Raw genomic sequence first — 19,588 nt, forward strand, 5'->3', positions numbered from 1 at the left:
AGCGAAACCCAACGCCACCATGGTTTTCCCCACCAGTCAAATTGACAGGGGGTTGGGTTGCACCCAACCTACTATTGTTGATGGATTGACTATCTGAATAAACCCATATATATGTCTTCACAGTTTCCCAGAAGTAGGTTGGGTGTAGCGCAGCGAAACCCAACGCCACCATGGTTTTCCCCACCAGTCAAATTGACAGGGGGTTGGGTTGCACCCAACTACTATTGTTGATGGATTGACTATCTGAATAAACCCATATATATGTCGGCACAGATTCCCATTCTTTAATGGTAGGTCAATTTGGGGGATTTGTCAAGGGGAAAACCTGGGATTTTGGGAGTTTTTTTAAGGATGGCTGAAACAGGTGATTTGGGGCGGGTTGGGTGAGGGGGTAGAGAAGGGGTTGATTGATAGGGTTGGGTTGCACCCAACCTACTATTGTTGATGGTATGATGGCGCTAATTGCTGAGATTCAAATCAATATGAAAATTATCACCCTAGAACCAGTTGAGCTGATTTCGGTTGATGCCATTATCGGCAAAATCACCGATTATTTATTATCCCTAAATCAACAGTACGATCGCCTTCTGATTATCTGTGAAGATGTCACCCGTTCCACACCTATTAACCTATTTTTCCCCCAATTATTAAGGTTTCTGCACAGACATTCATCCCCGGAGATTTCCGTAATATTTGCCTTGGGAACTCATCGACCGATGACCGAGACAGAAATGCTCAATAAATTGGGAATATCCCCTAGGGAAGCTGAAAATATTAACCTGTTAAATCATCATGCCTTTGATGATAGTCATTTAGTCGAAATTGGCGTAATTGATGGGGTCACTGTCAAGTTAAATAGGGTGATGATTAATCAGGATGTCGTGATGTGTTTTGGGAGTGTATTTCCTCATCGAGTTGTGGGATTTTCTGGGGGGACAAAATATCTTTGTCCGGGAATTGCTAATCAAGCCATAATTGATTACACCCACTGGAAAAGTAATCTGTTCCCTACGGAAGAAATTATGGCAAAAGTGGATAATCCCATTAGGGATATATTAGCGCAAGTGGGGGAGTTAGCTACTCAAGCATTTCCGGCTACTTTGGTTTCGGTTAACTTTGTTACCCTTCCCACTGGTATTGTTGATGTGTTTGTGGGTGATTTACAATCTTCCTATCGTCAGGCGGCCGCACTTAGTGCTAAATTGTTTTTAAAAACTGTTGAACCCTGCGATAAATTGCTGGCTATTGTGGATGATAAAAGTGCGGATTTTTGGCAGGCTGCTAAAGCGGTTTATAACTGTGCAGATATTGTCAGAGATGGGGGAATTTTGGTGGTGAGAGGAAGGTTAGCTGAGGGGATTTCTGCCACCCACGGCGATATTATTAATCAATTCGGTTATGCTATTCCTGAACAGGTGAAAAAATGGGTTAATTCGGGAGAGTTAAATAATCCCCTAGTGGCTAGTCATTTAATTCGGGTGGGTCAGCATTTACAGCGAATTAAGGTATTTTTAGCATCAGAATATATTGATGAGAAAATGTGCGATCGCATTAATTTAGGTTATCGCGACCCAGCCAGTTTAGAAACCTCAGAATTTGATGCTATTGTTTACCATGCTACCGATTTAATTTTAAGGCGAAAATAGCCATAACCACATAGGTATTGTCATTAATAAACCCACCGAACCTAAAGCCACCGTAGCTACGGATAAATCCTTATCCAGACCATAGGCGATCGCATAAATTACCGTAGCAATAGAAGGCGGCATAGCCATTTGGAGAACAATCGCTAATCTGGGTAAACCTGTCACTCCAAAAAACATCAAACCTGTACCTACTACCAAGGGAACCACAATCATTTTAATGGCTAGACAAATCAAGGCTTGGCTGAATTTTTGCAGTTTCCCTAATTGGCTAAGTTGAATGCCAATCATAATAATAGCTAAGGTAACAATAGACCAAGCCGAAGTTCTTAAAGCATTTTCTGCCAGGTCTGGAAGGGGAACATGGCGGAAAAAAAAGCCAAACCCAAAACTCCATAAAGCCGGATTTCCAAAAATAATTTGTAGTGGATTTTTACGACGTTGTGCTAGGGGATTATTCCCATAATTAGCCGAAATCATATAGCCGATGCCGTGGAGTCCGGGACTGGTGGCGAGGGTGTTATAAAGAACCGCCCATAAAAAGTATTCAGGACCAATTAAAGACAGGACTACAGGAAACCCTAAATAAGAGGTATTTCCTACCATCATAGCTAGTAAAAAACTGCCTTGGGTTGGTTGAGTCCAGGCGGTTTCTGGGATGGGTTGATCTGGTTTTACATGGCGGGGGTCAACCATACCTGAAGCTATGGCTTTAATGCGTTCATCACTGATTTCTAATTCCATCCAAAAACGCGCAAAAATTGCCCCAACCAATATGGCAACCCATCCAGCAATAGGGGAAATCCAAATATATCCAGAGATATCAACTCCCCGCATAAAGGCAATGATGCCGAGGGGAACACCAATCCAATAGAGAAACTGGCCTAAATACTTAGATGTACTAGCGGGGAGTTTTTTACCGAGTATAAATCCTAGTAAAGCCCAGCCAATTAAATTGATGTATAATCTAACAATTGGATTTTCTAATATAGTTAAAATCATGACAGGTTAATGCTAGAATAGACTGGATTTGACTGGTTGACAAGGGAAATGCGAAAGGTTCTGATTACGGGTGCGGCTGGACAAATTGGCCGATCGCTTCGAGAATTGTTAGCTGGCTGTTATCAATTCCGATGTTTGGATCTTAAACCGATTTCTGATGCTGATGAGGTCATCATAGCGGATATTGCTGATTTTGAGGCGGTCTCCCAGGCTATGGAGGGGGTTGATGGGGTAATTCATCTGGCGAGTAACCCAGACGTACAACAGCCTTGGGAAGATGTCTATCAGGGGGGAATTGCGGGAACTTATAATGTGTTTGAGGCGGCGAGACGAGTGGGGATAAAGCAGTTAATTTATGCTAGTAGTAATCATGTTTCCGGGTGGCGAGAAGTGATTGGGGAGTCGGATATCACCCCGGAAATGGTGGTGAGACCTGATTCTTTATATGGGGTTGGTAAGGCTTTTGGGGAGGCGTTGGCGCAGTTTTTTGTAGACCAATATGGGATGTCGATTATTTGCTTGCGGATTGGTTCGTTTTTGCCATATCCTAATAGCGATCGCAGTTGGAAAACTTGGTGTAGTCCCAGAGATTTGGCGCAATTGGTGCAAAAATCCCTAGATCATCAAGATTTGGGTTTTCAGATTTTTTATGGGGTTTCTAACAATACTAATCGGATTTGGGACATTGAAAATGCCCGCCAATTAATCGACTATCAGCCCCAAGACAATGCCGAATTAAACAGGAATACTAACTCCTAAATTTCCCCATTATATCAGAAATTAATCAATGTTTAAAAAAAGGTTTCTCAGATTTTTAAATCAGTTTAAAGACGAGAATTTTTTAGGGATGATTCACTGGGTAGAGAATTGCGTCTCTAAAATTTTGTCGGTGGCTTTAATTTTGGTGATCATCGTTTCTCTGGTTGATTTGATTCGGGTGTTGTTGACGGATTTATTTACCTCCAAACCAACCGGGTTTTTTGATGCCACTTTAATCGAGATTTTTGGGCTATTCTTGAATATTTTAATTGCTTTGGAGTTGTTGGAAAATATCACGGCTTATTTAAAAAAGCATATTGTTCAAGTTGAGTTAGTCGTGGTGACAGCTTTAATTGCTGTCTCCCGAAAGATTATCATTTTTGACACCAATAAATATCAAAAAATAGATGTGGTGGCTTTGGCAGGTGCGAGTTTAGCTTTGGCTGCGAGTTATTGGTTAATTCGGACTATGAATGAAGATATTGCCATCAAAAATAAAAGGTTTAACAAGTCTCGAAAATCTCGCCCCGATGATGAGGAAGACCAGGAACATGATTAACATTAATTTAATCGAAATTCGACAGTTGGTTAAAATTCAGTAACCATCCATTTTTATATATCTTAATATCTGTTAAGATAACTTCACTAAATAATTAGGGATAATCCCCAGCAGCTATCGTATCCAGTCAACTGATCAAATGTTGATAATCTTAATAGATTCCGTGGTAAAATTGGATACAGTTATGAGATAAGTTTCCACAATAGTTGTAGGTAGTATTTTACCATGCAAACACGCCAAGAATTTATTAAGTATGGTCTCCTATTCTTATTATCATTAGGGGTAGTGACCTGTAACACCTCCCCATCGTCTGTGGGTTCTGGTGCTAGGGATAGGACATTTAGGGTTTGGTGGCAACAGGGGTTTTATCCAGAAGAAACTCAAGAAATCGAGAGATTAGTAAGGGAGTGGGAAAATGAGACCGGAAATCGGGTAGAATTGACGTTCTACAGTGATGGAGATATGCTGACAGAAACCCAGAATGCGATCGCTGCAGTTAATCTTCCCGACCTGTTGTTTAGCACGGGCAAAGTCGAAACCTTAATACCTAGTTTAGCGTGGGATAATCAACTGGTTGATCTATCCGATATAATTAATCCTCTGCGAAGCATTTACGATCCGCAAGCCCTAGAATCGGTAGCATACAAAAACGCCGAAACTGGACAAACCGGAAAATATGCAGCCCCCCTCAGCCAGCAAACTATTCATATTCACTACTGGAAACCCCTAGTAGCACAAGCGGGATTTAGTAGCGATCGCATTCCTCAAGACTGGGAGGGATTTTGGCAATTTTGGAAAGACATTCAAGACGAATTACGTTCCCAGGGTCAGCAAAATATCTATGCCTTTGGTTTCCCCATGTCCCCCGCCGCCAGTGATACCTACTTCACCTTTGAGCAATTTTTAACAGCCCACAATGTACAATTAATTAGCCCCACAGGAAAACTGCAAGTTAGGGAACCCCGGGTGCGTCAAGGCTTGATTAACGCCCTGACCGAATACACCAACCTTTATAAAGATGGCTATGTTCCCCCTAGTGCCATCGACTGGGCAAATCCTGATAATAACATCTCTTTCCTGAGTCGAAATTCAATTTTAACCGCTAATCCATCCCTATCAATTCCCGGTTCCCAGCGTCAGGATACCCAGACCTATTTTCAAGATTTAGTCACCATAGACTGGCCCAACACACTAAATGGCGATCGCCTTAATTCCGTTTCCAGTGTCAAAATGGTTGTTATATTTAAAGAGTCCCCCAATCACGAACAAGCCAAAAGTCTACTATCCTATCTAATTCAACCAGAGAACTTAGGTTCCTATCTTCAGGGTGCCCAAGGACGCTATTTTCCGGTAATGCCAAAACTATTAGAAGATCCATTTTGGACAAATCCCGAAGATCCGCATATTTCAGCGTCTGTTCAGCAATATCAGCAAGCTAGGCCATTTGCACAATCATTTAATCCGGCTTATTCTCAAGTGCTATCGGATAATATTTGGGGTCAGGTTATCCGTGCTATTGTAGCTGATGGTATCTCACCAGAACAGGCAGCGGATCGGGCGATCGCTGAAATTGAGGCTATTTTCACCAAGTGGGAGCAATAATAGTCCACAGCCCACCATGCTAACCCAAATCAGGTTATAGCGAGAGGTAAACAGATGAAACTCCTCAATCAAAGCCTACTGTCAAAATTGGTGGGTTACTTTTTCTTACTGTCCGGTGTCACCGTTGGGCTGGTTAGCTTTACTGTTAACATTCGCGCGCGGGAGTCCCTGCAACAATCAGTTTTTGAGAGATTGCAGGTAGCTACTTCCCTCAAAGCCCATCAGGTCAACAAATGGGCAGAAACTCAACGGCGAGAAACCCTAGCCACCGCTAGTAACTTAACCGTCAGGACTCAAGCCGCAATTCTGGTAGACCCCAACGCCACAGAAGCCCAAAAATCTCAAGCTCAAGAGATAATCAACCAAGAATTAACTCAAATCCTCGCCCTCAAGCCCGAAATTGATCGCATTTCTCTACTGACCACCGCTGGAATTATCATCTATTCTACTGACCCCACCACTATCGGAAACTATCAACCGCTAGGCAATACTACCACCTATTTTGAAAGTATAGAGTCAGGCGATCGAGTCCGTCCTAATTTTTACACCTCCACCAAAACTGGGCGACCCATGGTCACCCTAGCCTCCCCGGTTTTTAGTCCTAGGTCTTCCACTAGCGCCACCCTGGATATACCAGAGTCAGATAATATCATTGCTATTCAAACCCTGTTGGCTAACGGAGGCTTTTATAATGGTTCCATTGACAATATATGGGGCGTGGAAACCGAAACAGCCATCCAAGACGCTCAAAATGCCTATGGACTGCCAGTAACTGGACAACCCGATCGCGCCACCCTCCAACAATTAGTGCAATCAACCAACAATATTAATTTAACCCCAGAAAATCAACGTATAGCTGTCATTGCCATAGATTTAAACCTGAATAGTATCGATGAAATTATCCGAAAAAGGGCGGGTTTGGGAAACAGTGGCGAAACTTATTTAGTCGGTCGTTTAGAAAGCCAAAGCGCTTTGATTTCTAGTCACCAAATCGGAGAAGAAAAACTGATCCAAGCTGTTAGCAGTCCCGGAATTGATGCAGCTTTGCGGGGAGAAACCGGAGAGGGTATTTATCGCAATTATGATGGTATTCCCGTGATTGGGGTATATACCTGGTTGGAAGAGCAAAATTTGGCTTTGATTGCCGAAATGGAACAAAAAGAAGCCTTTGCTCCCGCTAATCGCCTCGCTAAAGATATCTTGTTGCTAGGGTTGACTTCTATCAGTTTACTGTTGATTGCTGTATATCTGTTAACTCGCAAAATTACTCAACCTATTCTGGCAATTACTGAGACTGCTTTAAAGGTTTCTGATGGCAATTTTGACTGTCAAGCACCCGTTTTAACTCAAGACGAAATTGGGATTTTGGCTCGGACTTTTAATCAGATGATTACTGACATTAAAGAGTTTAATCAACAGTTATCTGATGCTAATAAATATTTAGAAGAGAGGGTGAAAATGGCTACCGTTGAACTTCAGGAAACTTTGGCTAATCTGACTTCAATTATTGACCACATTGCTGATGGATTGTTAGTTACTGATGCTGAAGGTAAAATTACTCGCACTAATCCGGCTTTGGCTAATTTGTTTGCTTTGGGAGATTTAGATATACGGGGTAAATTGTGCAGCGAAGCCTTTAGTGGGGATGTGCTGAATTTGCTTTTGCAGTCTAAGGCTCAACCTCTGGATGCTTTCCAAGGGGAAGTCAAATTAGAAGGCGATCGCATTGGTCAAGCCGTCGCTAAGGGTGTACTTAAACAGGTATCTTCCCCATCAGGTTCAGAAGAATTAATATATATTGGTTCAGTGGTATTATTTAGGGATATTACCGCTGAAAAAGAAATAGATCGGATGAAAACTGATTTTATCTCCACCGTATCCCACGAATTAAGAACACCTTTAACCTCTGTTTTGGGGTTTGCTAAATTGATTCAGAAAAAACTGGATGATGTGATTTTACCCTTCATTAAAACTGATGACACAAAAATCAATAGAGCCGTTAATCAAGTCGCTAGTAATGTAGATATTATTGTTTCAGAAGGCATACGATTAACCAATCTAATTAATGATGTGCTTGATATTGCCAAAATGGAAGCTGGTAAGACCGAATGGCATATAGAACCCTTATCTATCAAAACCGTAGTAGAACGAGCCATATCTGCCACTACTTCTTTATTTAATAACAAGCCAATTAAATTAATTGTAAATATGCCGGACAATCTCCCCGATATTATGGGAGACAATGATAAATTAATGCAGGTTTTTATTAACTTAATTTCTAATGCTGTAAAATTCACAGAAACAGGCAATGTAACATTAAAATTAATGGCGGTCAAGTCCGCGATTAAAGTGTCCGTAAAAGACACAGGTTGTGGTATTGATGCTGCTGATAGAGAACAGGTTTTCGAGAAGTTTAAACAGGTAGGTAATACCCTAACTAATAAACCGCAAGGAACTGGTTTAGGCTTGCCAATTTGCCAAGAAATTATCCAGCATCACGGCGGGTCGATTTGGGTAGAAAGTCAGGTGGGAGTGGGTAGTACCTTCTATTTTACCTTGCCTTTACCTGATGACCAAGATATCCAAAACGCTGTTAAAACTCTTGATTTGCAATCTTTAATTAATCACCTAACTAATGAAAAACATCAGGATAATCAGTCCATAGGAGAACATAAAAAGACTATTTTAATCGTGGATGATGACCCAAGTATTAGAGAGTTATTGCGTCAAGAATTAGATGCGGAAGGCTATAATGTCCGCTTGGCGAAAGATGGTCGAGAAGCCATTAGTCAAATTAAACAAAATCCACCAGATTTAGTAATTCTTGATATTATTATGCCGGAGATTAATGGTTTTGATGTGGCGGCTATTTTAAAACATGACCCGGAAACTCAGCATATTCCTATTTTGGTTGTCTCCGCTGATGACTCAGTTAGTCGTGGCTATCAGGTAGGGGTTGATAAATACCTAACTAAGCCAGTGGCTCAAGAAACTTTATTACAAGAAGTTAAATCTTTGTTTGCTCGTGGAGAGTCTCCTAAACGGGTGTTAATTGTCGATCGCGATATTTCCACCCTTGAGATTTTAAATGAAGTCCTAAAAACTCAAGGTTATATTGTATCTCAGACTCAAACACAGGAAGAGTTTTTACCTCAAATTCGAGCCATAAAACCAGATTTGGTGATTGCTAATGCTGAATTTTCCAAAAAGTATAATTTGGTTAGTAGTTTGAAGTTTGAAAAAGAACTAGCTAATATATTTCTATTTTTGTTAGAAGACTCCTGTGGCAACCATGAAGATTAAACTTAAACAAATTTTGCGTTTTCCTGAGATTGCCTCAATTATCGATGAAATTCTTAAGTTAAATAGTGGCTCAATTTCTATTTTTGACCACGAGGGTAATTGTCTATTGGGTGACCTTCAAGCACTCCATACAGAAACTTATCCGATTTTACTTCATAATCAATCTATTGGTTGGGTCGAAGGCGATAAAGAAGCCGCTACAGTGGCTTCTCTACTGACTTATTTAGTTAATCGAGAATGGGAACGCAAAACTTTGGCTCATGAAACCTTGGAAAGGTATAAGGAAATTAATCTACTTTACCGAATTTCGGAAAAATTGAGTGCGGTTTTGGATCATAAATCTTTGGCTTTACTGATTTTACAAGAAGCTATGCAAGCTATTCGAGCTACTGGGGGTTTTGTGATTAATTGTCATCAGGATGATGAACAAAATCAACAGTGTGAAATGATTGTAGTTGCTGGGGAATGTTCTCAACTTAGTTATCCCTTATCCGAGAAAATTTCCGAGGCTATTTTTGATTTTTTACAGCCGGAAATTATCAATAATCTCGCCTATGATTTTCGCTTGGCGTTCATGGCTTCCCAAATATCGGCTCTTTTGTTTTCGCCTCTCAAACATCAAAACCGGATTATCGGTTTTATTGTGCTATTTAGCACTAAACCTGTCTCCTATAACGCTAGTGATTTAAAATTATTGACAGCGATCGCATCTCAGGCTGCTAATGCTATTGAAAATATCCGATTTCATGAATATCGATTGCAAGAAGAACGCATTAAAAGTAACTTGGAAAGATATATGTCACCTCAGTTAGTCCAGGCTGTGATTAACTCCAAAGATGAAAATTTGCTGAAAAACTGCCGCAAAAATTTAGTTATTTTATTTGCTGATATCCGTGATTTTACCACCAAGTGCGAAGAATTGCCACCGGAAAAAATTGTCGAATATTTGAATATTTATTTTGAAGAGATGGTTAATGTCATTTTTGAACATGGGGGGACTGTCAATAAGTTTGTCGGAGATATGATCGTTTGTATGTTTGGCGCTCCCGCTAGTTTGACTAATTGTGAACAACGAGCCATAGAAGCCGCCATTGGAATGCAAAATCGCTTACAACACATCCCTAATCATTGGATTCGAGACAATTTTCATACCGGAATTGGTATTAGTTCCGGTGAGGTAGTGGTCGGGAATATTGGCTCACCCCATCATGTTGATTATACGGCGATCGGAGATCAGGTTAATGTGGCCTCTCGGTTACAATCTTTGGCCAAGGGTAGACAAATACTGGTAGGACGTAGTATATATAATGCAACACAAAATGATTTCTCTTTTAAAGAGGTGGGTATTGTTAAGCTCAAGGGTAAAAAAAATAAAATAGAAGTCTTTGAAGTGTTATATTGAATGGTTTAGGGGAAAGCTGATGTCACTAAGTATTTTAATTGTAGATGATGAACCTCACATCAGACTCTTGCTTCAACAAACTTTGGAAGAACTAGAAGATGAGGGTGTGGAGTTATTAATCGCTGATAACGGTGAAGCGGCGATCGCCATTATCAAACAACAAAAGCCGGATTTGATTTTTCTGGATGTGATGATGCCGAAAATGAATGGTTTTGATGTCTGTAACGCCGTCAAAAATGAACTGGGATTATCTGATGTTTTTGTGATTATGCTCACTGCTAAAGGTCAGGAATTTGATAAACAACAGGGTGAAAAGGTGGGAGCCAATTTGTATATGACTAAGCCTTTTGATCCCGATGAAGTCCTAGAAAAGTCCCTGGAAATCCTCGGGATGTCTTAACTGCTAATCAGGCGCATTTTAGCGCCTAACCCCCAACTCAAAAAAATTCGATCCTGACTTCCTCTTAACTACCTAAGTTAAGAGTTTGTTTGATTTCATCAATGCAATTATCAGGGTTCACAATGGTTAAGCCTCGTAGTGTAGTCAGGTCTCTTGTTTGTTGTGTATCTGCTTGTAATAATACCATCATCGACGATTCTTTCGGTAATTCTAGAGAATTTCTATGAGCCTCATAGATACTGATAGTGGGGTTATAATTTTTACCTGATTTGCATTCAACCCAGAGAACTTGCTGGTTCACCCAAAACAGAAAATCTAACTCAAATACATTTCCATTTGCAAATTCTAGCTTAGGATTGATTAAGCATTGATAGCTGAGGTCATACTCATTAAAGAAATTGGTGATTTTTCGGTAAATAAACCTCTCAAACCACATACCATTAAAGAAATTGATAATTGGTCCTTGGGGGTCAACTTTACCGGAAATGGTTTTACTACTTTTATTATAGTGATAGGTTGACAGAAAGCTGAGACGACTTAGCCTATTACATAATTGTGTCGATTGCGATATCTCGGCTTGACTACTATTAGATAAGTTGAGATGAAAAGGACTTTTGCTACAAATACTCTGGACGATCGCCTGATGTAATCTACTTAAATCTTGGTAGTTATTACCAATGATATCAGCTAGTTGATTGAGGACATCATCAGAGGAACTGGGTTGATTACTACTGTTAACTGTAATCTCCAGTTGTTGTAGCCAGTTAATTAACTCGGTCGGTTCTTGGCTTGTTTCTACTGGTTTAGGTGAAGGAATCTTAGGTTCTAATACCTGTAACACCCTTTCTAATTGGGATGAAATTTGAGACAGACGGTTAATTTCGTTTTTGACCGATTCGTGTAACTGTTCCAAGTCTTGTTTGAGAGGGAGTAAGTCTGAAGCATTGCCGTTTATTTCCGGTGCGGTAAGAGTCCGAGGTGAGTTGACTTCTAAGGCGATTACATTCTCATTCTTCTTCTGCTCAACTTCGACTCGATAAACTAATTTCCAACGACCTTCATTGGTCTTATAGATTTTTATGGAGTTAATACACTGTAAGTTAAACTTGCTGGCTTCAACATACTTATAAACAGCATCCCCTACGGTTTTTCCTCCCAGGCGAGAAGATTCTAAAAATAACTTAATATCTCCTTGATCACAGTCAAACCTTACCCGAATACCTTTCGATTCTAGTTTGTTTTGAATTAATGTAGCGATCGCATTAATATCTCCCTGTTTGGCTAGGTCTAAAACCGAGAAAGCCGTACTCATTCTAAGAGTCCTCGTTAATTGAGCCATTAGCAACAACTGTCTACTGTTGCCAGTAAATTCATTTTAAGCCGCATACTATAAACTAGACAATGTGGAAATTACGGAAAATTCCCTGGTCAAATCTGCTTATACTCACCTAACCATCCGTACAAATACTGATTTATATTGCTACAGTATTGATAATTAATTATTAGTCATTGTCGCCAAAACTTAAATATTATTAAAGGTTTGAATTACCTCAATCTCAGCTTTGTTAAGCTAAAATCATCAATAGGAGTCAGAAATTCTCCCAATTAGCAAAGATTAATGGCAACCCGGATCAAAAATTATGGCTTCCGAAAACCAAGTAAAACAATATCTAGCCCACTGGTTTCAGTTAGGCAAAAAGGTTGTCCTGAATAATGGCAGCCAAACTCAACTACCATTAAGGATTATTGCAGGCGATCGCTATAGCCAAGAATTCGAGGAGTGCTGGGAACAAATTTTAAGTCCAGAGTCTGGCGACTGCTACCTAGAGGGAACCAATGAGACCATAGCACAACTACTGACACCCGAATGGGAAATCATCGACTGTGCTAGGTGTGCAATGCCTATTCCGGTCCGCATTCACGGTATGCCAACACCCTGCTGTCCCTGTTTTGACCTCAAAGATTGGCCTAACTCCGACTCACCTCCTCCCAGACTTCCGGTCAACAGTCTTTGTCACTTGCTTAATCTATGTCATAGACTGAAGCGAGAGTCAATCCAACAGCCTTAGAACTTTAGCTGAAAATTTGTTAAGATAGTTTACAATCACAATCAGACCCTAACCAAGATTTACATGACAGCTAAACCAGTGTTGCCTACATTGTCCGAGGCTGACTCCAATTCACTAACACCGAAAGCACTCGAAACCGAGGCCATTGATGTGAACTTCTCGGAAACTATAAATACACAAGCGAATTCCGAGGAAGTCTTATTGCGTTATGACCCCGAAGCGATCGCCAATCATTATCGTTCGCGGATTTTTGAGGTTTGGGGTCGCCTGTTGTCAATTATCTGGAAACTCGGATTTTGGTATTGGGGAATTTGGAGCGATCGCCGATTTGCTAGGGGCGATCGTAATCAGCGCAAACGAGCCATTCAACTGCGAAACCTGCTGACCGAACTCGGTCCAGCTTTCATCAAAATCGGACAAGCCTTATCAACCCGTCCTGATTTAGTAGCGCCACTATATCTTGAAGAATTAACCAAACTCCAGGACCAATTACCCCCCTTCCCCAACGAAGTAGCCTATAAGTTTATTGAAGAAGAATTAGGCGATCGGCCAGAAAACATCTATGCTGAACTTAGCTCCGACCCCCTCGCCGCCGCCTCCCTAGGACAAGTCTATAAAGGCAAACTGAAAACAGGTGAAACCGTAGCCGTTAAAGTTCAGCGTCCTGACCTATGCGAAAGAATAGGACTAGATATTTATATTCTCAGAACGTTGGCAATTTGGGCGAATAATAACCTGAAATTTATTCGCAGCGACTTAGTAGCGATTATGGATGAGTTGGGGAGTCGCATCTATGAAGAAATGGACTACAACCAAGAAGGTCGTAATGCGGAACGCTTCCAAGAACTCTACGGACATTTAAAAGATATTTATGTACCCCGTATCTATTGGGAATATACCGGACGGCGGGTGTTAACAATGGAGTGGGTAACGGGAACCAAACTCACCAATTTAGAAGAAATTGCCGCCCAAGGAATTGATGCTCGTTATTTAATTGAAGTGGGGGTACAATGTTCCCTCCGTCAACTCCTAGAACATGGATTTTTTCATGCTGACCCTCACCCAGGTAACTTGCTGGCTAGTCCAGATGGAAAGTTAGTTTATCTCGATTTCGGGATGATGAGCGAGGTTAAACCCTATCAGCGTTATGGTCTACTAGAAGCGGTGGTGCATTTAGTTAATCGGGATTTTGAAGGTTTAGCACATGATTATGTAAAGCTAGAGTTTTTGAGTCCTGACACAGACCTAACCCCGATTATCCCAGCTTTAGGGGAGGTGTTTAACAATGCTTTGGGTGCTAGTGTAGCCGAGTTGAATTTTAAAAGCATTACTGATGAACTTTCGGCTTTGATGTATGAGTACCCGTTTAAGGTGCCGGCTTATTATGCGTTAATTATCCGATCGCTGGTAACTTTAGAAGGAATTGCGATTAATGTTGACCCCAATTTTAAAGTTCTCAGCAAAGCCTATCCCTATGTAGCGAAACGCTTATTAAGTGACCCAGCGCCAGAGTTACGAACTTCTCTGCGCCTATTACTATTTAAAGATGGTTCCTTCCGGTGGAATCGTTTGGAAAATTTGCTCAAAAATGCTAAAAATAGCGATGATTACGATATTAATCAGGTTCTCGATCAGACTTTAGATTTTATTTTCTCGGAAAGAGGAGAGTTTATCCGAGAAAATCTGGCGCGGGAATTGGTTAATAATATTGATTTGGCTTCCCAAAGTGCGATCGCTAAAGCACAAAGGACTATTGCTCAATGGATGGGGGTAAAAACTCAGCCACCAGTCCAGTCAGTATCAGAAACTGATCGTAAAAATCTTGATCATGTTCAGCGGATTATTGCTATTCTTCAGGAAACTAAGGGTTTTGACCCTATGTTATTAGTACAGCGGGTTCCGAACTTGTTAGGAAAACCGGAAGTGCGAGATTTGAGTCAGCAGGTCGCCGGGGATTTAGCACAAAGAGCGATCGCTCGTCTCCTTCGAGAGATGTTAGCCTCGGATGAATCTAACCCTTCATCCCAAAACGGACATTCGCCTAAACCTGCTGAGGTTAAACCTTTCCCACAATTATCTCTCCCCGCCGCCTTTCGGTTTGATAATTGATAATTAATTAACCCGCCCTATTATCACAGGTAATTACCATGACTAACTAATCAAATTAATGTCGTGTTTAATATCTGCAATCCAATGAAAAATCGAGTCATCAGGATTGCAGTTATATACCTCTGAATATAAATCGCGGATTAACTGCTGTACAAGGGTTTTGGGTAACTTGTCCTGATGTTTTTCACCGATAATCATTAACATCATTTCGGTGGTTGTAGTGCCATCTAAGGCAGGTAAAATATAAATAATGTCCTGAAATATTCGAGCGCCTAACCTTTGATAAAAGGCAACGCGGCGCTGTTTTAACTGGCGATTTTCGCCAAAATCAGGATGTTCTACCTCTAAGATAAGTGATTTGTCATCCTGTTTAACGACATTGATAATATATTCTAAAAACTGAGAACCAATTTTAATATTTCTTAAATGGGGAACAGTCGCCAAATATCCTAATAAAACAAATTCCGAATTTGGCAAAGGATGAACAATAGACATGAGGGCGAATCGCTGCTGATAATATCCCCCCCAGAGTTGAATATTGCCCAACTTGAGAGACCGGGATATGATAGGAATAGGGATGATTTCCTGGGGAGAAAAACTCTGTTGATAAAGTGCGATCGCCTGAGCAAAATCAGGATTTTCGAGGGTAATTTGTTGAAACTCCACCTCAGACATATTAATCAATTAACTCCTAGTTGATATCCTACTTAATCGAAGAAACCCCTTGAAACAGTAAAATCAGACCGCCCACCAAAATAGCGATCGCCAAAAACCCGATAATCCCATCAAGTAGCGCCGTATCTTCCATAATCTACCTTCCTAGCCTAGGGTAAACAGGTCCCCATGTTACCACGATTACGGAAAAAGGCACTAAACCTATGCTACCCTTGTTGATAAAACCCCTATAATACCTTATTTGCAAACTTAACCAGCCTCAATGGTTCACATCAAGCGCGTGGAACTTACCAACTTTAAATCCTTCGGTGGCACTACTTCAATTCCGCTGCTACCGGGGTTTACAGTGGTGTCTGGACCGAACGGTTCGGGGAAATCCAACATTCTTGATGCTCTATTATTCGCCCTAGGTCTGTCCTCGTCGAAAGGAATGCGGGCGGAAAGATTACCCGATTTGGTGAATAATTCCCAAAGCCGGAAAACGACGGTAGAAACTCGGGTTACGGTTACTTTTGACCTATCAGACCTAACATTTCCCGAACTAGAAGAGGAACCGACGCAACTGGGAGGGGAGGGAGAAACGGTAACAGAAGGGGAAGAAACGGGACTGGTAGCTAAGGAAGAATGGAGTGTAACCCGGAAATTGCGGGTGACAAAACAGGGAACCTACACCTCTACCTACTATATCAATGGGGAACCCTGTACGCAAACTGAACTACACGAACAACTAAACCGTCTGCGGATCTACCCAGAAGGTTATAACGTTGTGCTTCAGGGAGACGTGACGGGTATTATCACGATGAAACCGAGGGAAAGGCGGGAAATTATCGACGAACTGGCGGGGGTAGCACAGTTCGATCGCAAAATTGTTCTAGCTCGCGAAAAACTCGATACGGTCAAAGAACGGGAAGAACGTAGCCGCATAGTTGAACAGGAACTAATTAGCCAACGCGATCGCCTGGCTAAAGACCGCGCCAAAGCGGAAAAGTATCAAAAACTCAAGGCTGAATTACAGGAAAAAAGCCTTTGGTACGCTATCGGTCACTATCAAACCCTACAACAACAACTCTGGCGACTGCGGGAACAAATAGAAGCAGGCGATCGCAGCCATAGTGAATTGACGGAACAATTCCAACAGCAGCAAAGCCAAATTAAACAAGCAACCACTACCCTAGAAACATTAAACGCTTTAGTAAAAGCTATGGGGGAAGAAGAACTGCTGCAACTCCAGTCAACCCTGGCTACCCAGGAAGCGGAACTGGGTTCTACTGGACAGAGGCGGCGGGAATTGGAAACGGCGGCGCAAAAGGTGAGTGAGCAGATCCGACAAACCCAAGGGGCTATTGAAGAACATAGCCAAACTCTGGCTAATTTGGAACAGCAAAAAAAGAGGGAAACGGAGTTAGCACGGGTTCGGGAAAGCGATCGCCATGTCGCCCAAACTAGCCTGAACGAAACCCGTAGCCAGGCTGATAAAATAGCTAATCAAGCGGAAACTTGGATGGTGCAACAGACGGAACTACACCGCCAAATAGAAGCGCTGCAAAATAGCCTCAACCCCCAAAAGACAGAACAAGCGAGACTGCGGGAAAGATCGGAACAACTACAGCGCCAAACCCAGGAAAGGGAACAGGCGCTAAAATCCTTACAGGAGCAATTAACTACGGAACAGGAAACTCTGGAAACGGCTACTAAGGCTCGCGATCGCGCGGCTGTTCAGGTAGAGTCTCTATCGCGCATAGTGACCGCCCTAGAAGAAGATCTGTCTGTACAACAAGACACACTCAACCGCTTATTAGAAGAACAGCGGGAACGTCAACGTAAATTAGACCGCCTGGAAGCTCAACAACAAGCCCGTGAAGAGGCGACGGGGAGCTATGCGACTATGGCGATTAAAAAAGCTGGGTTAACTGGGGTCTGTGGTTTGGTCTGTCAGTTGGGACGGGTAGAACCTAAATATCAACTAGCTTTAGAAATTGCTGCGGGAGGTAGGTTAGGACATTTAGTGGTAGAAGATGATACGGTGGCGGCAGAGGCGATCGCTCTGTTGAAACGAGAAAAAGCGGGACGGGCTACGTTTCTCCCCCTCAACAAAATTAGACGATCATCAGAGAGAATGGAAACTTCCATCCCCGCGATCCTTGATGGATTGGTAGACCTGGCAGTAAATTTAATTGAATGCGATCGCCGTTATGATCACATTTTCGATTATGTCTTTGGCAAAACTCTAGTATTTAAGTCCCTAAATCAAGCCCGCCGCTATCTGGGACAATATCGGATGGTGACATTAGACGGGGAATTGCTAGAATCTAGTGGGGCAATGACTGGCGGTAGTAGCACATCCCGTTCAACTCTGCACTTTGGTAGTGTAGATGATCAAGCTAATGCCTCAGCCCGTGATATCGCCACGACTAAAGAAAGATTAGCCGAAATAGAATTGCTACTGGGCCGCCTGGGTCAAGGTATTGCAGAGGGGGCGCAAACGGCTAAACAACGTTCTGCGGAATTAATCGAGGCTAAACAAAATCTGCGAGAGGCTACCCAAAAGGTGACTCAAGTAGAGTCCCAAATTTTAGCTATTACCACGACTAGAGAACAAATGCGATCGCAGTTAGCCACGCAAACCCAAGAATGGTCTACCGCGAGGGAACGTCTAGCAGCACTAGATAGCACGATTCCCGCCGCCGAACAACAACTACAAAGCGATCGTGAAACCCTAGCTCAATTGGAAATCACCAACAGCCACAGTGAATGGCAACAGATACAAATTCGGCTACGACAACAAGAAGCGCACCTGCAAGCCCAAGAAACCGCCCTCCGAGAAGTTGAACAGCGGTTAATCGATATTAATACCCAATCGGCCACGCGGCGCGAAAAGTTGGCAGCAGACCACCGACGCGCGGCTGAGTTCAAGCAGCAGCAAGAGTCCTTTAACCAACAAATCACCGATACCCAAAACCGCATTACCAGCATCAATAACCAAATTCGAGAAACCCGCGCCGCCATGGCTCAGGTTGAGCAACGCTTGGGGACGGCAAAACAAGAACGCGATCGCGCTGAAACACAACTGCGGGAAATGCACACCGCCCAGTCGCAGTTAGAATGGCAGATCCAGAAACTTGAGGAAACCCAACTAGGACGACGTGAACAACTCAACATTAAACAGCAACAACTCGAAACCCAAAAAGCTGAACTTCCCGACCCACTACCCACCATTCCCGAAAAACTGGATCTGGCTACCCTCCAACGGGAGATGAAATCCCTCACCAAGGGCATGGAAGATCTCGAACCTGTCAATATGTTAGCCCTAGAAGAGTACGAACGTACTACTACCCGCCTAGAGGAGTTAAGCCAAAAACTGGCTACCCTACACGGGGAGAGGACAGAACTACTATTACGCATTGAAAACTTTACCACCCTCCGCCGTCGGGCGTTTCAGGATGCCTTTGATGCCGTTAACCAAAACTTCCAAACTATTTTCGCTGAATTGTCCGAGGGAGATGGATATTTGCAAATTGATGACCCAGAAGAACCCTTTAATAGCGGCTTAAATTTAGTCGCCCACCCCAAGGGTAAGCCTGTACAGCGCTTAACTTCTATGTCGGGAGGGGAGAAGTCCCTAACGGCCCTCAGTTTTATTTTTGCCCTCCAGCGTTACCGACCCTCCCCGTTTTATGCTTTTGATGAGGTTGATATGTTCTTGGATGGGGCAAATGTCGAACGATTAGCTAAAATGATTAAACAACAAGCACAACAAGCCCAGTTTATTGTGGTTAGTCTGCGTCGCCCAATGATGGAAGCCTCCCAGCGGACCATTGGGGTAACACAAGCTAGGGGAGCTTATACCCAGGTTCTGGGTATCAAATTGTAGTAAGTGTTTTTAGAGGTAAGGCGATCGCATTTCGGCGGCGAGCCTATTTAGTAGGTTGGGTGGAGGTACGGAACCCAACACCAACATCTCTCAGTTATGTTGGCTTTCACCCAACCTACCCAGCCTATTTAGTAGGTTGGGTGGAGGTACGGAACCCAACACCAACATCTCTCAGTTATGTTGGCTTTCACCCA

At 42.4% G+C, this 19,588-nt stretch carries 13 protein-coding genes; 10 read left to right on the plus strand and 3 right to left on the minus strand.

Annotation, left to right across the window (positions count from 1 at the left end; all coding sequences use genetic code 11):
• The first annotated feature begins 416 nt into the window (after positions 1-416).
• Positions 417-1,646 (plus strand): lactate racemase domain-containing protein, encoded by a 1,230-nt coding sequence (locus P5674_RS17635; RefSeq protein WP_014275251.1) that lies wholly within the window; start codon positions 417-419, stop codon positions 1,644-1,646.
• Here the strand turns inward: P5674_RS17635 and P5674_RS17640 are convergent.
• Complete coding sequence (locus tag P5674_RS17640; RefSeq protein WP_014275252.1) at positions 1,632-2,645, minus strand: AEC family transporter; 1,014 nt, start codon at positions 2,643-2,645, stop codon at positions 1,632-1,634. The two genes, P5674_RS17635 and P5674_RS17640, sit on opposite strands and share 15 nt — an antisense overlap.
• A 48-nt stretch (positions 2,646-2,693) precedes the next feature.
• Here P5674_RS17640 and P5674_RS17645 point away from each other — a divergent pair, with 48 nt between their 5' ends.
• The 6 genes from P5674_RS17645 (at position 2,694) to P5674_RS17670 (ending at position 10,670) form a co-directional block, all read left to right on the plus strand.
• Positions 2,694-3,404 carry an NAD-dependent epimerase/dehydratase family protein gene (locus P5674_RS17645; protein WP_006620126.1) on the plus strand — a complete coding sequence of 237 codons (711 nt, stop codon included), beginning with the start codon at positions 2,694-2,696 and terminating at the stop codon, positions 3,402-3,404.
• A gap of 28 nt (positions 3,405-3,432) precedes the next feature.
• Complete coding sequence (locus tag P5674_RS17650) at positions 3,433-3,963, plus strand: phosphate-starvation-inducible PsiE family protein (protein ID WP_006620127.1); 531 nt, start codon at positions 3,433-3,435, stop codon at positions 3,961-3,963.
• 225 nt (positions 3,964-4,188) lie between these two features.
• Positions 4,189-5,565 (plus strand): ABC transporter substrate-binding protein, encoded by a 1,377-nt coding sequence (locus P5674_RS17655; protein ID WP_006620128.1) that lies wholly within the window; start codon positions 4,189-4,191, stop codon positions 5,563-5,565.
• A 54-nt stretch (positions 5,566-5,619) separates the two neighbouring features.
• Positions 5,620-8,868 (plus strand): response regulator, encoded by a 3,249-nt coding sequence (locus tag P5674_RS17660; protein ID WP_006620129.1) that lies wholly within the window; start codon positions 5,620-5,622, stop codon positions 8,866-8,868.
• Complete coding sequence (locus P5674_RS17665) at positions 8,858-10,270, plus strand: adenylate/guanylate cyclase domain-containing protein (RefSeq protein ID WP_006620130.1); 1,413 nt, start codon at positions 8,858-8,860, stop codon at positions 10,268-10,270. The genes P5674_RS17660 and P5674_RS17665 overlap by 11 nt, the downstream gene beginning before the upstream one ends.
• A 19-nt stretch (positions 10,271-10,289) precedes the next feature.
• Positions 10,290-10,670 (plus strand): response regulator transcription factor, encoded by a 381-nt coding sequence (locus P5674_RS17670; protein WP_006620131.1) that lies wholly within the window; start codon positions 10,290-10,292, stop codon positions 10,668-10,670.
• A 64-nt stretch (positions 10,671-10,734) separates the two neighbouring features.
• Here P5674_RS17670 and P5674_RS17675 read toward each other — a convergent pair whose 3' ends face one another.
• The gene (locus P5674_RS17675; protein ID WP_006620132.1) at positions 10,735-11,982 is read right to left on the minus strand and encodes a hypothetical protein; all 1,248 of its coding nucleotides are present in this window, start codon (positions 11,980-11,982) and stop codon (positions 10,735-10,737) included.
• Between the two features lie 328 nt (positions 11,983-12,310).
• Here P5674_RS17675 and P5674_RS17680 point away from each other — a divergent pair, with 328 nt between their 5' ends.
• Positions 12,311-12,739: a hypothetical protein gene (locus tag P5674_RS17680; RefSeq protein WP_006620133.1), complete on the plus strand. Its 429-nt coding sequence runs from the start codon at positions 12,311-12,313 to the stop codon at positions 12,737-12,739.
• Positions 12,740-12,802: 63 nt separating this feature from the next.
• Positions 12,803-14,848: an ABC1 kinase family protein gene (locus tag P5674_RS17685; protein ID WP_006620134.1), complete on the plus strand. Its 2,046-nt coding sequence runs from the start codon at positions 12,803-12,805 to the stop codon at positions 14,846-14,848.
• 42 nt (positions 14,849-14,890) lie between these two features.
• Here the strand turns inward: P5674_RS17685 and P5674_RS17690 are convergent, their stop codons facing one another.
• Complete coding sequence (locus P5674_RS17690; protein ID WP_006620135.1) at positions 14,891-15,523, minus strand: GNAT family N-acetyltransferase; 633 nt, start codon at positions 15,521-15,523, stop codon at positions 14,891-14,893.
• 262 nt (positions 15,524-15,785) lie between these two features.
• Between P5674_RS17690 and smc the strand changes: the two genes are divergently transcribed.
• Positions 15,786-19,394, plus strand: a complete 3,609-nt coding sequence (gene smc / locus P5674_RS17695; RefSeq protein ID WP_014275255.1) for a chromosome segregation protein SMC — start codon at positions 15,786-15,788, stop codon at positions 19,392-19,394.
• The last annotated feature ends 194 nt before the right edge of the window (positions 19,395-19,588 follow it).

The organism is Limnospira sp. PMC 289.06, from assembly GCF_032350395.1.
Classification (GTDB): Bacteria; Cyanobacteriota; Cyanobacteriia; order Cyanobacteriales; family Microcoleaceae; genus Limnospira; species Limnospira platensis.

What these genes read in the sequence shown, in the direction of transcription:
- P5674_RS17640 (WP_014275252.1), bottom strand. Translation starts at nt 2,645, where the DNA reads ATGATTTTAACTATATTAGAAAATCCAATTGTTAGATTATACATCAAT.
- P5674_RS17645 (WP_006620126.1), top strand. Translation starts at nt 2,694, where the DNA reads ATGCGAAAGGTTCTGATTACGGGTGCGGCTGGACAAATTGGCCGATCG.
- P5674_RS17650 (WP_006620127.1), top strand. Translation starts at nt 3,433, where the DNA reads ATGTTTAAAAAAAGGTTTCTCAGATTTTTAAATCAGTTTAAAGACGAG.
- P5674_RS17655 (WP_006620128.1), top strand. Translation starts at nt 4,189, where the DNA reads ATGCAAACACGCCAAGAATTTATTAAGTATGGTCTCCTATTCTTATTA.
- P5674_RS17660 (WP_006620129.1), top strand. Translation starts at nt 5,620, where the DNA reads ATGAAACTCCTCAATCAAAGCCTACTGTCAAAATTGGTGGGTTACTTT.
- P5674_RS17665 (WP_006620130.1), top strand. Translation starts at nt 8,858, where the DNA reads ATGAAGATTAAACTTAAACAAATTTTGCGTTTTCCTGAGATTGCCTCA.
- P5674_RS17670 (WP_006620131.1), top strand. Translation starts at nt 10,290, where the DNA reads ATGTCACTAAGTATTTTAATTGTAGATGATGAACCTCACATCAGACTC.
- P5674_RS17675 (WP_006620132.1), bottom strand. Translation starts at nt 11,982, where the DNA reads ATGAGTACGGCTTTCTCGGTTTTAGACCTAGCCAAACAGGGAGATATT.
- P5674_RS17680 (WP_006620133.1), top strand. Translation starts at nt 12,311, where the DNA reads ATGGCTTCCGAAAACCAAGTAAAACAATATCTAGCCCACTGGTTTCAG.
- P5674_RS17685 (WP_006620134.1), top strand. Translation starts at nt 12,803, where the DNA reads ATGACAGCTAAACCAGTGTTGCCTACATTGTCCGAGGCTGACTCCAAT.
- P5674_RS17690 (WP_006620135.1), bottom strand. Translation starts at nt 15,523, where the DNA reads ATGTCTGAGGTGGAGTTTCAACAAATTACCCTCGAAAATCCTGATTTT.
- smc (WP_014275255.1), top strand. Translation starts at nt 15,786, where the DNA reads ATGGTTCACATCAAGCGCGTGGAACTTACCAACTTTAAATCCTTCGGT.